The sequence below is a fragment of the Leifsonia sp. McL0607 genome (assembly GCF_049993355.1).
Classification (GTDB): Bacteria; Actinomycetota; Actinomycetes; order Actinomycetales; family Microbacteriaceae; genus Leifsonia.
On the sequence record NZ_CP188253.1, the window covers coordinates 3,864,921 to 3,877,680 of the forward strand.

12 protein-coding genes and 1 pseudogene are annotated in these 12,760 nt (G+C 63.6%); 10 read left to right on the forward strand and 3 right to left on the reverse strand.

The window, feature by feature from the left end:
- Positions 1 to 15: 15 nt before the first annotated feature.
- Positions 16 to 144: a hypothetical protein gene (locus ACPPVW_RS18715; protein ID WP_426624417.1), complete on the reverse strand. Its 129-nt coding sequence runs from the start codon at positions 142 to 144 to the stop codon at positions 16 to 18.
- Positions 145 to 427: 283 nt separating this feature from the next.
- Here ACPPVW_RS18715 and ACPPVW_RS18720 point away from each other — a divergent pair, with 283 nt between their 5' ends.
- The 8 genes and pseudogenes from ACPPVW_RS18720 to ACPPVW_RS18755 all read left to right on the forward strand — a co-directional run bounded on the left by ACPPVW_RS18720 (position 428) and on the right by ACPPVW_RS18755 (position 8,370).
- Positions 428 to 1,093: a helix-turn-helix domain-containing protein gene (locus ACPPVW_RS18720; RefSeq protein ID WP_426624418.1), complete on the forward strand. Its 666-nt coding sequence runs from the start codon at positions 428 to 430 to the stop codon at positions 1,091 to 1,093.
- Positions 1,094 to 1,179: 86 nt separating this feature from the next.
- Complete coding sequence (locus tag ACPPVW_RS18725; protein WP_426624419.1) at positions 1,180 to 1,683, forward strand: hypothetical protein; 504 nt, start codon at positions 1,180 to 1,182, stop codon at positions 1,681 to 1,683.
- Positions 1,680 to 2,642, forward strand: a complete 963-nt coding sequence (locus ACPPVW_RS18730; protein ID WP_426624420.1) for a hypothetical protein — start codon at positions 1,680 to 1,682, stop codon at positions 2,640 to 2,642. The genes ACPPVW_RS18725 and ACPPVW_RS18730 overlap by 4 nt, the downstream gene beginning before the upstream one ends.
- 113 nt (positions 2,643 to 2,755) lie before the next feature.
- Positions 2,756 to 3,784 (forward strand): alpha/beta hydrolase family protein, encoded by a 1,029-nt coding sequence (locus tag ACPPVW_RS18735; RefSeq protein WP_426626340.1) that lies wholly within the window; start codon positions 2,756 to 2,758, stop codon positions 3,782 to 3,784.
- A 128-nt stretch (positions 3,785 to 3,912) separates the two neighbouring features.
- Complete coding sequence (locus tag ACPPVW_RS18740) at positions 3,913 to 4,167, forward strand: hypothetical protein (RefSeq protein WP_426624421.1); 255 nt, start codon at positions 3,913 to 3,915, stop codon at positions 4,165 to 4,167.
- Positions 4,168 to 4,714: 547 nt separating this feature from the next.
- On the forward strand, positions 4,715 to 6,703 hold the full coding sequence (locus ACPPVW_RS18745) for a helix-turn-helix domain-containing protein (RefSeq protein WP_426624422.1): 1,989 nt from the start codon (positions 4,715 to 4,717) through the stop codon (positions 6,701 to 6,703).
- Positions 6,704 to 6,797: 94 nt separating this feature from the next.
- Positions 6,798 to 7,076, forward strand: a pseudogene (locus tag ACPPVW_RS18750) (ATP-dependent DNA ligase); the annotation flags it as partial.
- A gap of 85 nt (positions 7,077 to 7,161) precedes the next feature.
- Entirely contained in the window at positions 7,162 to 8,370 is a 1,209-nt protein-coding gene (locus tag ACPPVW_RS18755; protein ID WP_426624423.1) for a DNA primase small subunit domain-containing protein, read from the forward strand.
- Between the two features lie 62 nt (positions 8,371 to 8,432).
- Here ACPPVW_RS18755 and istB read toward each other — a convergent pair whose 3' ends face one another.
- On the reverse strand, positions 8,433 to 9,242 hold the full coding sequence (gene istB, locus ACPPVW_RS18760; protein ID WP_426623902.1) for an IS21-like element helper ATPase IstB: 810 nt from the start codon (positions 9,240 to 9,242) through the stop codon (positions 8,433 to 8,435).
- A complete protein-coding gene (istA, locus tag ACPPVW_RS18765) occupies positions 9,239 to 10,495 on the reverse strand; it encodes an IS21 family transposase (protein ID WP_426624424.1) in 1,257 nt (418 codons plus the stop codon). Before istA ends, istB begins: the two co-directional genes overlap by 4 nt.
- Before the next feature lie 786 nt (positions 10,496 to 11,281).
- Here istA and ACPPVW_RS18770 point away from each other — a divergent pair.
- Positions 11,282 to 12,172, forward strand: a complete 891-nt coding sequence (locus ACPPVW_RS18770; protein WP_426624425.1) for a ParA family protein — start codon at positions 11,282 to 11,284, stop codon at positions 12,170 to 12,172.
- Positions 12,169 to 12,681, forward strand: a complete 513-nt coding sequence (locus ACPPVW_RS18775) for a hypothetical protein (protein ID WP_426624426.1) — start codon at positions 12,169 to 12,171, stop codon at positions 12,679 to 12,681. Before ACPPVW_RS18770 ends, ACPPVW_RS18775 begins: the two co-directional genes overlap by 4 nt.
- The last annotated feature ends 79 nt before the right edge of the window (positions 12,682 to 12,760 follow it).

The following is a 12,760-nucleotide window of genomic DNA, read 5'->3' on the forward strand; positions in this document are numbered from 1 at the left end:
TCTGCCCTTGACAGCTCACTCAGCACGCCAGACCTCCACGGCCTCGTCGGGGCCGAGCGCATCAGCCAGCGCCGCGTCAAGCACGCTCAGGGCTTCAACAAGGGAGGCCCGCATCGACACCGCGTACAGATGCGACGAACGCACAGCGTCACGCAGCTCGGTCGGGTCTAGCCTTCGCAGAAACACCGTCGGCACCGTGCACTTGTGGATTAGCTGCTGCATCGTTCGCCGAGGGATCTCTCTGCTAACGCGGTGGGTAGACAACATAGCCAGTATCCAAGCACGTAACTTGCCAAGTTGGCAATTTCAGGGCCTAAATGGGCCCTTTCTTGCCAATGTACCCACGCTCTTTCCAATCTGACACCATCTACGCATGCCAGCTGCGCGCAAGGAGCCCCCGGGCCCGACTACTCGGGCCGTCGGAGCTGTGTTCCGCGCGTTGATACTACGCAAGCGCATCAACCAAGTCGACCTGGCACGCGAGCTCGGGGTCTCCGAGGGGCAGCTATCGAAGATGCTTCGAGGCAACCGCCATATCAATGTCGAGCAGTTACGCGAACTTGCGGTTGGGATGAACGTTTCGATGAGCGAAGTCTTCACGCAGGTCGAGAGCGATCTGGGCGTTCAAGCGCAGGAGGCCGCGTCTGAATCGCGCCGATTTCACAGTGCGGCTCAGCGGGAAGACCCAGGTCGGGCTACATCGTTCGATCTTGAACCAGCTGAGCTTGCGCGGCGACTCGACTACTCGATTGCCTCACTCATCGAGGGAGACGAGGCCGCGCAGAACATGACCGTTGCGACTGCAATGCGGACCGTTTCTGCCCGTCATCTCGCCGCGATTCGTGAAGGCACTATTCGGCCGAACAACGAGATCGTTCAGGCCATCGCGGAATTGATCGGGGTTGACCCGGCCTATTTCGCCGCACGAGAGCCTGCCGACATTGAGCTCATTGAAGCGGAGCTTGAAGTCGTAAAGGAGATGCGCATTGCCGGAGTGAGTCAGGTCGCGGCGAGAGGCTTCACTGCGCACTCCCCGGAAGCTCTGCGTTCCATTTCTGCTCTCATAAGGAAGGGAGCAGAGCAGGGACCCTAACAAGCCCTCGCAATGAAGCCCGTAGCCCGGCGGGCGGAGCCGAACATCTATGCGTCCCCACGGATGGGGTCGTTCACAGGAGACTGATGGTTTCTAGACATCTGGGCGTACGAATTTCCCGGGCCAACGTGGAGTCACGGAGGCTTGCCGAAGCGGCGGTTCATGACCTGGGCATCGCAACTGGCACAACTTGGTCGACTGTGATCGCAAGGATCGAAGAAAGGTACCGAAAGCCGATCGTCGTTGCAGCCGCAGACGACGACGAACTTGCGGATCTCAGCGGGCTCTGGATCGATTACCCCACGCATGGATACATCGCCTACCGCGCCGGCGACGCGCCCTACTATCAGTGGCATTCCTTCGCGCATGAACTTGGGCACGTCGCACTTGACCATGATTCTTGCGCGGTGCTTGAAGCGCTTGATTTCGAAGCCGTGAAACGTTGGGGCCTTGGAAGTGACGTCCGCAGGATGCGTGCCCGTGGACTCCTTGACACTCCCGACGAGCAGGCCGCAGAACACTTCGCCTCAGCCTTGGTCCGTCGCATGCTGCAGCAGCACATTGGACCAGAGGAGATGATCTTCGGGTGATTCACATCGCGTTCGTACTCATCACCGCGTTGTTCATCTTCCGCGCTCCCTCTGCCGTTCGCCGCCCAGCAGCACGGCCCGCGTGGCTGGCCTCGGGATTCGGTCTGCTCGGACTAGTTTGCCTCGGAATTGTCGCACCCCTCGAAGGACTGGACGCACTGCTTGGAGGCTCGAACCTGTGGAACCTAGCAGGTGCCATCTCGACGACTGCGTCGTTCTGGTTCTTCGGTCGCGCGGTCCAGATTCTCGACCGGGATGTTGCACCTACACGGATGTGGCCGCTTCTTGCACTAGCTGGCGTTCAGATCGGCATATTCCTGGCTATTCCCGAACGGGGATCCACATCCTCTCACTTCATTGAGAAGCACGTGTATTCGCCCGCAGTGTGGCTCTACCAGCTCGTTTACATTCTTTCGATCGCCGCGATCGCCGCATCCTCCGCCTACACGGTACGCCGCCGCTTGCGAAGCATCTTCGCGTTGTTCATCCTCGGTTATGCGGGCGTCGCTCTGGCATGCCTCAGCTACGCGTTCGACATCACTGTCAGGCATTTCAAGATCTTCCATCAGTCGCCGCTGTCGCCCTTCAACGCTGGATTCAACGCGCTCTTCTATCCCGGGATTCTTCTAATCGCGGTCGGGTTCACAGTGGTGTACTTGCGATATTCGGTGAAGCAAACACTCATCGCATGGAGGATCCGTGCTGCCCTCCTTGCCGTCGTCGCCGCTCGCCTTCAAGGCGGCCGTCGAACGTGGCGTGTATTCCCCGCTGAGTTCTCGAAGCCGGATCCTCTCGGGCAAACCTACGATTGGCTCATCGAGATCCACGAGCTGATATCGATCGATGGTTTTGCGCCAACCAGCCTTGAAACGAGCGTCGTCCATCGCATCCAACATGCACTCGAACACAACACCACGATGGAGCCGTTACCCGCTGTGCGCGAGCGCATGTCCATCTGATCTCTGAGGAATCCCTGATGAATGCATTGCCTGTTCTTGTCCCGCTGGCTACGGCAGTACTCGTGGGTGTCGGAGCCGGGGCGGGCCTTGTGGCTCTAGGCCGCAAGGTCGTGATGCCGGGGCGCCCGAAGAGTATCCCTGTGCGAAGGGGTGTTACTCCCGACTTAGTTCGGCTTCCTCGAACCGCCGCGACCGAACAGACGGGCGACCACGGGATCTGGCTCCGTACTGGCGAGCACCGACGTGTTGGTCCGCTCGTCTCGACAACCGACGACCATATCGAGCGACGGATCGTCAGCGGCGGACCGCTGACGATTGAGGAGACCACCGCCAGATGGACCGGACACGCGTTTTCGGGCCCAGACGATCTTGGTCTCACGCACCGCACTGAACTCCTCGTCACGGGCGGCCTCACGCGCCCAGCATGGGTAGTCCAGCCGCCCAACGATGTGTCGTCTACGTGGGCTATTCACGTTCACGGCGCCCGGAGCTCACGAGTTTCTGCGCTTCGCTCAGTTCCCGTCGCATGCAGCCTCGGCATGCGCTCGATCATCCCCTCCTACTACGGCGACACAGAGAACCAGGAGGATGGCCCGACCGCCGCGACACTCGGTGGCCGTGAAGCTCTCGACGTCGACACCGCCATTTCGTATGCAATAACCAATGGTGCCAAGCGCATCGTCCTCTTTGGATGGTCGATGGGCGGCGCGATCTCGCTCCTCCTGACGGAGCGGTCAGCGCATAGGGACAGAATTGCAGGTTTGATCCTGGTCTCCCCGGTCGTGGATTTCCGCTCCATGATTGTGGAGAACGCAGCCGGTGCAGGCCTCCCCCGCAGTATCGGCAGACTGATCCCCTGGGCTCTCAGCACGCGCCCGCTCTCTGGCTTGATCGGAGAACCGGAACCAATCGACTTCGGCGCCCTGGACTGGACAACCTATGACCGGCTTAAGGTTCCCGCCCTCGTGCTCCACTCAACGGGTGATCGCGACGTGCCATTCGCATCTACACGTGACTTTGCTTCGGCTAACCGCCTAGTCACCCTTGAGGAGTTCGCTCCGGTACCGCATCAGCTCGAGTGGAACTCGGACCCGGCCCATTTCGATGCAACAGCGCAAGCGTGGCTGAAGCATATTGCTTGATTACTTGCCCAAGTGGCAATTTGCGGCCCATTATCGTTTACGCTGGAAGAGTGCCCAAACCCGCAGCGACCCACAAATCGCCCGCGCGCCTCGCGTTAACTACGGAGTTAACTCGCAATACTCGTCGCATGACACAGGTGGCCAGCACTCCGCGCAAGCGTAATCGCGGTCGCGTAGGCGAGAAGCGCAAGCGTCGTGAGGTATTTCTGGAAATGCAGCTCAATGACGATATCGAGAAGGCGCTTCAAGCCTCTGGCGGTTTGTCTCTGTCGCTCTACGTAGCTCGAATCCTTGATGCGCTGCGTGACGAGGACGGGAAGCTCCCTGTGGTCGCACCAGGCCTGGAAGGCTTGAAGGAGGTCCACACCAAAGAAGCCGCTTAACCAGAAAGGGCCCGCCACTTGGGCGGGCCGCTCCCAAATTCTGGAGCTCAAACCCTCTGAATCTTGGCGGATGCGAGGTTCGAGCTTCATCTCGAAAGTAAGCCGGATAACCCGGAGGTTTTTCCGTACCCTCGGAGAGGAGATGTCAGCATCGTAGCCCAGATTTCGGGTTCTTGCACGTGCGCGCGTGTTCCGCGTGTGGGCGTGTCGGCCGTCTCCTGCTCCGTTGATCGTCTCGTCGACGTCGAGCGCACGCTGCTCCTTTCCCCCGCTCTTGCCGCGCTGCGGTCGTGCACATCGTCGTGCCGGACCGCCGGCGGTGACCGTCCTGCACGCCTCGTCGACGTCGTCGACGCCGCGCGCGCCCAGCTCGTCGTGAGGAGGACCGCCGGAATGCTGTAGCGCTCAGATCGTGGCCGGCGCCTGACGCCCGCTCTCCCAGAACAGGCCGGAATGCATCCGTGGGGTGCTTCGGTACGAACCGTTTCGAACGCCGAGTGACTGTCGGCGGGTTTAGTGCACCCATTTCGTGTTGGAGGTGAACCGTATGACCCCTGAGGAATCGATGTCGTTCTCGTCCCGTTGGGAGGCCGCTTGGCAGCTCACTCGGTTGATCTCTCCACGCCCGGAGGTGCACAAGGCGGCTCGCGACGCGTATGGGGAGCCGGTGAACGAGTACACGCTCGCTCACGGTGTCGGACCGGTTGTGCCGATGACGCCGTGGCTGGTGCATCTGGCGGATCTTGAGGATCGGTTCTGGTTGCTCCCGTTCGACTTCGACGTCGTCCCCGGGCACACGGACGGGGTGGAGCAGGCGCAGGATCACGCGGATGCGCTCTCGATTCTGCTGGGGCAGCTGTCGATCGCGCACGTGGTGTGCGAGTCGTCGTCCAAGGGCGGCCGCCACGTCTGGATCGGCATGGCGGAACCCGCGCCGGCGGACCTCGTCGACGCGATCGGCAAGGCGGCCAAGGCTGTCCTGCCGGCGTTGGACCGCGGCATGCTCTCTAACCCCCGCCGTGGTGGTGCCCGCCCGCCGCTGTCTCCGCACCGCAACGGGTCGTTTTCCCGGGTGCTGCGGGGGACGCTGGATTCGCTGGTGATGCCGTCGACCACGACCGATGACCTGCGCGCGCTGCTCGCCGCGCTCCTGGAGCGGGCTCCGGCACAGGATCCGGAGGAGACCGTGATCGCCGGCGAGATCCGTCCGGTGGCGTTCATCGGCCGCCGACGGCTCTCGGTGAAGGCGCAGGCGAAGCTGCAGGTGCACCGCGGCGGCGATGACCCGTCGCGCACGGCCTGGCATGCGCTGCTGGTGCTGGCGTCCAACGGTTTCAGCTACGACGAGGTCGTCGCCGCCGTGGCGGACGCGCCGAGCTTCGAACACTTCCGCACCCGCCGCGCTGGCGATCGAGGTGAACGGCGGCCACGTACGGCCGCCGAGACGGCCGCACGGCTCGAGGACGCGTGGGAGAAGGTGCAGCGGCACGTCCGGGTGCGCCGGTCGGCGCCGAGCTCCGAGCCAAAGGACCTGGCGACGCTGCAGCAGCAGGTGGCGATCTCCGAGGACCTGGCGCTGCGGTTCCGGGTCAACCCGGGACGGTGGGGCGGCCGTTACGGGGGCCCCACCCGCCGCACCGTGCTCACCGGGCTCGCCTACCTCATGCTCCGCACCGGGAAGACTGCCGTGGCCGCCTCGACCCGCACGCTCGCCGAGCTGTGCAACATCGACCACTCCACGGCTGCCCGCGCCCTCCAGGATCTCCGCCAGGAGGGCCTGGTCGAGCGGACCGAAGCGGCGGAGGGACTGAATGCAGCGACTTGGTCGTTGGCCCCGCTGGGTGACTTTTCCACAGGATCAGATCTAGGTGCGACACAACCCTTAGACATCACTCCCCGCCCCCCGGCCGATTCAGAGCGAGTAGGCGTGCTCTATGCGCAGAGGGCGACGCTGTTGGAACGGTTCGAGTCGTTCCTGGCGGCGTTGCAGCATGACGTGTTCACGTACGCTGGTCTCGGCCACCAGGCAGGCCAGATCTGGGCGTTGATGCGTGAGGGTGCCGCCTGGACCGTAGAGGCTGTGGCCCGGGTGTTCCAGATCAGCTTTGAGCGCGCGGCCGCGCTCCTCTCGAAGCTGCGGCGGGTGAAGCTGGTTCGACCGACACAGGAAGGCTGGTCAGCTGGTCGACGGGATCTGCGAGGGTCGGCCGCTGAGAAGTTGGGGGTGCTCGGTGTCCTCAAGGCGCGGATCCAGCAGCACGAGGACGACCGGATGCTCTGGCGGTGGTGGCGAGCCGAGTACGACAAGATGACCTCCCCCACCAAACGCCGGCCGAAACGCCGACATGTCACCGACCGCCCACTCGAATGGGGCACCGCCGTCGAGCAAGACGGCGAGCTCGATTGGCCGATGTACCCGAGACGCGGTGACGACCCGCGACAACCCGGGGATCATCGTCGAGCGCGATTCAGTGTCGAGGCGGGACACCTCCGGCCGGCGAGAAGGAAGCAGGGCGTGTACTTCGATGCTGCATAGCCTGAGACACAGCAGGGCAGCGTCACAGGCGCGCGCGGCTGGTTTACTCGCCGCAGCGCACGGTCGGGCGTACCGTCAGCTGCAGGAGGCATCCATGCCCAGCACGCCGATCGTCGACGTCGACGGCCGCCGTCTGCGCCTAACCAACCTGGAGAAGGTCCTCTTCCCGGTGACCGGAACCACCAAGGCAGACGTCATCAGCTACTACGCCACGATCGCGCCGGCTCTGCTCCCCCACCTCGCCGAACGGCCCGTAACCCGCAAGCGCTGGCCCGACGGTGTCGGCACCACCACGGCACCACTCGAGGCGTTCTTCGAGAAGGACCTCGGCGCAGGCTTCCCCGACTGGGTACTCCGCCAGGCTGCGCTGCATTCCGGCGGCGAGAAACGCTACCCCGTCGTCGCCGACCGAGCGACCCTGGTCTGGCTCGCCCCAGTCAGCCGCACTGGAACTGCACGTGCCGCAGTGGCGGTTCGACACCGACCGCAGGCCCACCCGAATGGTGCTGGACTTCGACCCCGGCCCCGGCGGGGGCCTGCCCGAGTGCGCGCAGGTCGCGCTCTGGGCCAAGGAAATCCTCGACGACATCGGCCTGACGACATTCCCGGTCACCTCCGGCAGCAAGGGCATCCACGTCTACGTCCCCCTCGACGGGACACTGACCTGCGACCAGGTCTCCGCCGTCGCCCACGAGCTCGCCCGCGCACTCGAGGCCGACCACCCCGCCGAGGTCATCTCCACAATGCCCAAAGCCAAACGAGTCGGCCGCATCCTGGTCGACTGGTCCCAGAACAACGCCAAGAAGACCACCATCTCCCCCTACTCCCTCCGCGGCACCCCGACCCCGTACGTCGCCGCTCCCCGCACCTGGGACGAGCTCACACCGCCCAGCCTCACCCAGCTCGACTACGACGCGGTGCTCAAGCGCTTCGCCACCGACGGTGACCTGCTCTCCGGGCTCGACCCGCCGCCGGCCGCTGTACGGCCACCAGAGGCCCTACGCGCTTATATCGACCTTGCACTCGCGAAACCCGCCGAACGGCTGCCAAAGCCCGCGGCGATGCCCGGCGGCAGCCGCTACGAGCCAAAGCTCGACGGCTGGCGAGCAGCCGCCGTGGTCGACCAAGACCATGCGGCGCTCTGGTCGAGACAGAAGACGAACCCGACCGACGCCTTCCCCGACGTCGCGGCCGCCGTCCACGACCAAGTGCCCGCCGGTGTCGTGCTCGACGGCGAACTCGTCCACTGTGTGGACGGTCACCTCGACTTCGACGCACTTCAGCGCCGGTACGCATCCAGCAAGAAACGCCTCCAACACCTCATCGACCAGGAGCCGATCGCCTACGTCGCCTTCGACATCCTCGCCAGCGGCGGCCACGACCTCCGCCCACTCCCCTACGACGAACGCCGCCGCATCCTCGAACAGACCTCGACCGCCTGGCGGCCACCGTTAAGTATCATCGCTGCTACTCGCGACGTTGATGTCGCCCGTGAGTGGTTCGATGACCTTCCCGCCCGCGGTGTCGAGGGCCTGGTCCTCAAGGGCGGATCCCAGGCGTATCGAGGCGGGAAACGCGACTGGATCAAGGTCAAACACCGCGACACCTACGAAGTGGTAGCCGGCGCCGTCACCGGCACACTCACACAGCCCGGCGAGCTTTGTTGACGCCGAAGCAGAACGGACCCCTTTGTGCCGAACTGGGATGAACCCCTTCTTGTTGGTTGAGCTTAGTTCTTCTCGGTCTGTGTGATGAGGTCGCGGCGGCCGTGGGTGCGGTAGGAGTCTCCGGTCAGGGTGAGGACTTCGGAGTGGTGGACGAGGCGGTCGATCATCGCGGCTGCGACGACGTCGTCGCCGAAGGTTTCGCCCCAACGACTGAACGGTAGGTTCGATGTGACCATGATCGAGCCCTGCTCGTAACGGGAGGCGACGAGTTGGAAGAACAGGTTCGCGGCGTCTTGGTCGAAGGGGATGTAGCCGATCTCGTCGATGATGATGAGTTTGTAGCGGCGGATCTTCTTCAACTCGGCTTCGAGTTGTCCCTTCCGGTGTGCGTCCGCGAGCCTCGCGATCCAGTTGTTCGCTGTGTCGAACAAGACGCTGTGGCCGGCGTGGGTGGCTTTGACGCCGTGCCCGATCGCGAGGTGGGTTTTCCCGATTCCGGGGGGACCGAGCAGGATCACGTTCTCCGCTTTCGCCACGAACGTCGATGTCGCCAGGTGCGCGAGGAGGTCCCTGCGCAGGCTGGGGAGGTGGTCGAGGTTGAAGTCTTCCAAGGTCTTGATCGCGGGGAAGTGCGCGGTGCGGATCCGCATGGTCGTGCCGGCGGACTCGCGGTCGGCGAGTTGGCGTTCCAGGACCGCGGCGAGGTATTCCTCGTGCGCCCAGTTCTCGGCCCTGGCCCGGTCGGCGAGGTCGTCCCAAACCCGCCCGATTGTGGGGGTCTTCAGTGCTCGGGCGAGGTAGGCGAGCTTGGACGCGACTTGCTCGCTGGTCTTCGGGATCGGCGCGTCGACGACGGCTGTTCGAGTGCTCATTGTGCTTCCTTCTCGTATTCGGTGGTGGTTGTGAAGTCGACGCCGAAGAGGGCGTCGTAGTCAGAGAGGGCGCGGATCTGGACCCGGTGCCCGTCCGGGTGCTCGCGAACGCCTGAGGGTTTCGGGCGTTGGTAGTGCGCGCGCAGCTTCGCCGCCGTGGCGACATGCTCGGGGTCGGGGATCGTCTGTCCCGTCCGCAACGACCGCGGATGCTGGCCCGCGGGCTGTCCTGCGCAGGAGATCACGACCTCATCCAGTGAGGCGTGGACGTCGACGAACCGGCCGATGAACCTGGGATCGACGGAGTAGTCGTTCCCGTCGAGGCGGACGTAGTAGTCCCGCGCCAACCTGATTCGATGCGTGAGACCCGTAGCTGGTGGCTTCGCCGGTAGCGGCAGCAGCCCGGCCCGGTCGATAGCGGCGAGCTCGACGGGGCGGGCAGCGATCGCGCGGACCTGGCGTTGGTTCGCGCGGGTTTCCAGCCAGTCCGTCAACTGGGCGTTGAAGTCGTCCCGGCCTTGGAAGATCCGTCCGGGCGGGAACGAGGTCTCCAAGAACCGGTTCGCGCGTTCGACGATGCCCTTGGTTTCCGGGTCCCGGGGCGGGGCAAGACGGAGCCGGGTCGCGAGCGTTCCCGCGAACGATGCGGCAAGGATCGTGGGCTTGCCCAGCCCGCCGATCGCGGCCTCCCGGTCCCAGAGCAGAGAGCGCGGGATTCCGCCGAATCTCTGCAGCAGTGACCACATGCCCGCGGTGAGGTCTCCGCCCTGCCGGGAGGGGAGCATGATCGCCTCGATCCGGCGGGAGAACCCGGACACCATCACCAGCACCGGCAGAACCCGGTCTTGTCCGTCGCCGACGGGGACCCGCGTTTCGGGGAACCAGAGATCGCACTGGATCACTTCGCCCGCTTGATACGAGAGCCGGTCCGCGGGGTCGATGCCCTGATACTCCGGTCGCAACTCGGACACCCGTTCCCGGAATAGTGAGGGTGAGAACGTCCAGCCGACGCGCTCCGCGATCACCGTCGCGGGCATCTTCGGATACTCTGCCAGCAACGCCCGGATCTGCGGCACGAACGCGTCGATCTTCGACCCCCGCGGGCCCCGTGACCTGTCCGGTGGGTCCTCGCCCCGCAACGCCCGACGAACTGTGTTCCGCCCGATCCCGAGATCCCTCGCGATCTGCTTGATCGGCACCTTCTCCGACCGATGCAACCGCCGGATCTCTGCCCACGTATCCACTGAAATCACCCTCCTAGCCTGGGCCAGGGGGTCCACCCCAGTTTGGCGCTAGAGGGTCCGTTCTACTTCGGCGCTAACAAGCTTATCCTCGGCCGCTACGTTAGCGGCGAGCTCAAGATCATCGGACGCACATCACCGTTGAACGTGGCGCAAGCCCGATCAATCACGCCCCTCCTGCAAGCGGCCGAGGCTGCTCACCCGTGGCCGGCGACGCTCAGCTCCAAGGCTTACGACCGATTCCTGCCGAGACGCGACACTCACCTCACGCTGATCGAGCCCGCTGACGATCGAGATATCTGCGGACACCGCGATCGTGAACGGGACGATTCGCCACAGTGCTCGATTCATCCGAGCACGACCCGAGATCAAGCCAGGCGCCTGACTACTCCCCCCGCGGCACCGCGACGCCGCACGTCGCCGATACGACGAACGCACCTCGCGGTTGGCGGGTCTGCTCGGCCCGCCGCGTAGCGAGCCGAGGGTGCGCACGTTCTCCGCTCCCCGGTTGGCTGCGCGGGGCCTTGGAAGTGTAACGGCCTTGCTCCAGAAGACAATGCTTATAAGAGTTCGAACTATTGAGTTCCTTGCAATAGCAACAAGTATTTGAACAAGAACAATGGTTACAAGGCAAGAAACCGTTGTAAGACTTGCAATGGTTGCAACCATAACAAGGATAGAAAGGGTTGCAATAGTTGGAACTATTGTAAATATTGTAATAGACTCGGCTTTATCAATGGCGCGCAGAGCCAAGGCTCAGGGCAACTATTGGAAGAATTGAAAGGAATGGTCAACTAGATGACGACGCGTATCGCAATCAGCACGCGAAAAGGCGGCGTGGGGAAGTCTGAGGTCCTTGTCGCGCTCGCTTCAGCTTTCGCCCGGAAGAAGGAGCGTGTGCTGGCGGTCGATCTCGACCCCCAGGCGAACGCTAGCCGACGGCTCGGTGCGGCCTGGGAAGCAGATGCTGGGAAGCCGTCGATCTCCGAAGTCATCAAGGCAGATGCAGTCGGGGTGGGGGAGGATGCTGTCGTGTCCTGTGGGTGGACCGATGAAAACGGGAACCCGACCGAGGAGGCCTCCTACATCGACGTGCTTGCCGCCCGCCTCGATCTCATCAACCGCGAAGGCGAAGCAGGCCAGGTCGGCGCTCTCAGACGACTGAAGAAGGCGCTCGATGGTGGATGGACGGACAAGTACGACTGGATCCTGTTCGACAACAAGCCCGACCTCGGACACCTGGTTCAGCTCTCGCTGGCAGCCACAGACTACGTCCTCGTGCCGAGCACTCTCGACTTCGACGCCGTCGCCGGTGCAATCGAGGTACGCCAGTTCATCGCTGAGCACGCCGATGACATGATGAACCCGTCCCTGAAGCTGCTCGCTGTGCTCCCAACCCGATACGACAAGCGAAAAGCGGAACAGAACTTCCAATACGACAACCTCCGCGAATACTTCCCGGACGAACTGCTGAAGTTCGCGCGGAACGTCGAACGTAATGGGACCGTGGAATTCGTGACACCCTCGTACATCCCAGAGCGCACACGATTCGCTGAGGCAGACTCGGCTGCGGTCTCACTCACAGCGTGGAACGACGCCACTGCCCGGGAGACGGTGGCAATCTATGACGCGCTTGCGGACGCTCTGACCACACGAGTTTCCGAGCTCGCAGCGGAGGTAGCAGCATGACCAAGCCTGCGCGCGGCAAGCCGGGGGAGCCTCGTCCCAGGCTCGAAGTGAGTGTCGAATCGATCGTTCCGCCTGGAAGTCCTACCGCGCTTGTCGCCGACGTGGCGCCACCGGTTGTCTCCTCAGACGCGACAGAACCTGGTGCCGACACTCAGGAGAAGCCACTCGCGACTGCTGGGTCCACGCAATCGGACGAAGCGCCGCTTCAGAACCGAGAAGGATCGCTAACCGAGACTGCGCCCCGAACGGGAACGACGAGCGACGCTAAACTGCCTGACGTTGTCGACGAAGGCGTGAAGAACGTGACCGTCGCCTTGAACCCAACCCAGCAGGCACGAGCGAAGATGGCTGTCGTGCGGACCGGCCCCTTCGGTGGACCCGCATCGTTTAGCGAATTCATGCGCGACGCGATCGACCTCTACTTGGATCGATTGGCGCAAGAATACAACGATGGGGAGCCGTTCGAGCCCTATCGTCAGCAGCTGAAGCGGGGTCGTCCTTTCAAGTAGGCGATACCCTGCGCGAGTAGCTCGCAGACCGCAGATCGAGTCCGGTGCTGACGTTCTCGACCGCCCCGGAGAATGTCGT

Bases quoted from the DNA above. Each gene is read 5' to 3' on its own strand.
- ACPPVW_RS18775 (WP_426624426.1), top strand. From the start codon at position 12,169: ATGACCAAGCCTGCGCGCGGCAAGCCGGGGGAGCCTCGTCCCAGGCTC.
- ACPPVW_RS18740 (WP_426624421.1), top strand. From the start codon at position 3,913: ATGACACAGGTGGCCAGCACTCCGCGCAAGCGTAATCGCGGTCGCGTA.
- istB (WP_426623902.1), bottom strand. From the start codon at position 9,242: ATGAGCACTCGAACAGCCGTCGTCGACGCGCCGATCCCGAAGACCAGC.
- ACPPVW_RS18770 (WP_426624425.1), top strand. From the start codon at position 11,282: ATGACGACGCGTATCGCAATCAGCACGCGAAAAGGCGGCGTGGGGAAG.
- ACPPVW_RS18725 (WP_426624419.1), top strand. From the start codon at position 1,180: ATGGTTTCTAGACATCTGGGCGTACGAATTTCCCGGGCCAACGTGGAG.
- ACPPVW_RS18745 (WP_426624422.1), top strand. From the start codon at position 4,715: ATGACCCCTGAGGAATCGATGTCGTTCTCGTCCCGTTGGGAGGCCGCT.
- ACPPVW_RS18735 (WP_426626340.1), top strand. From the start codon at position 2,756: ATGCCGGGGCGCCCGAAGAGTATCCCTGTGCGAAGGGGTGTTACTCCC.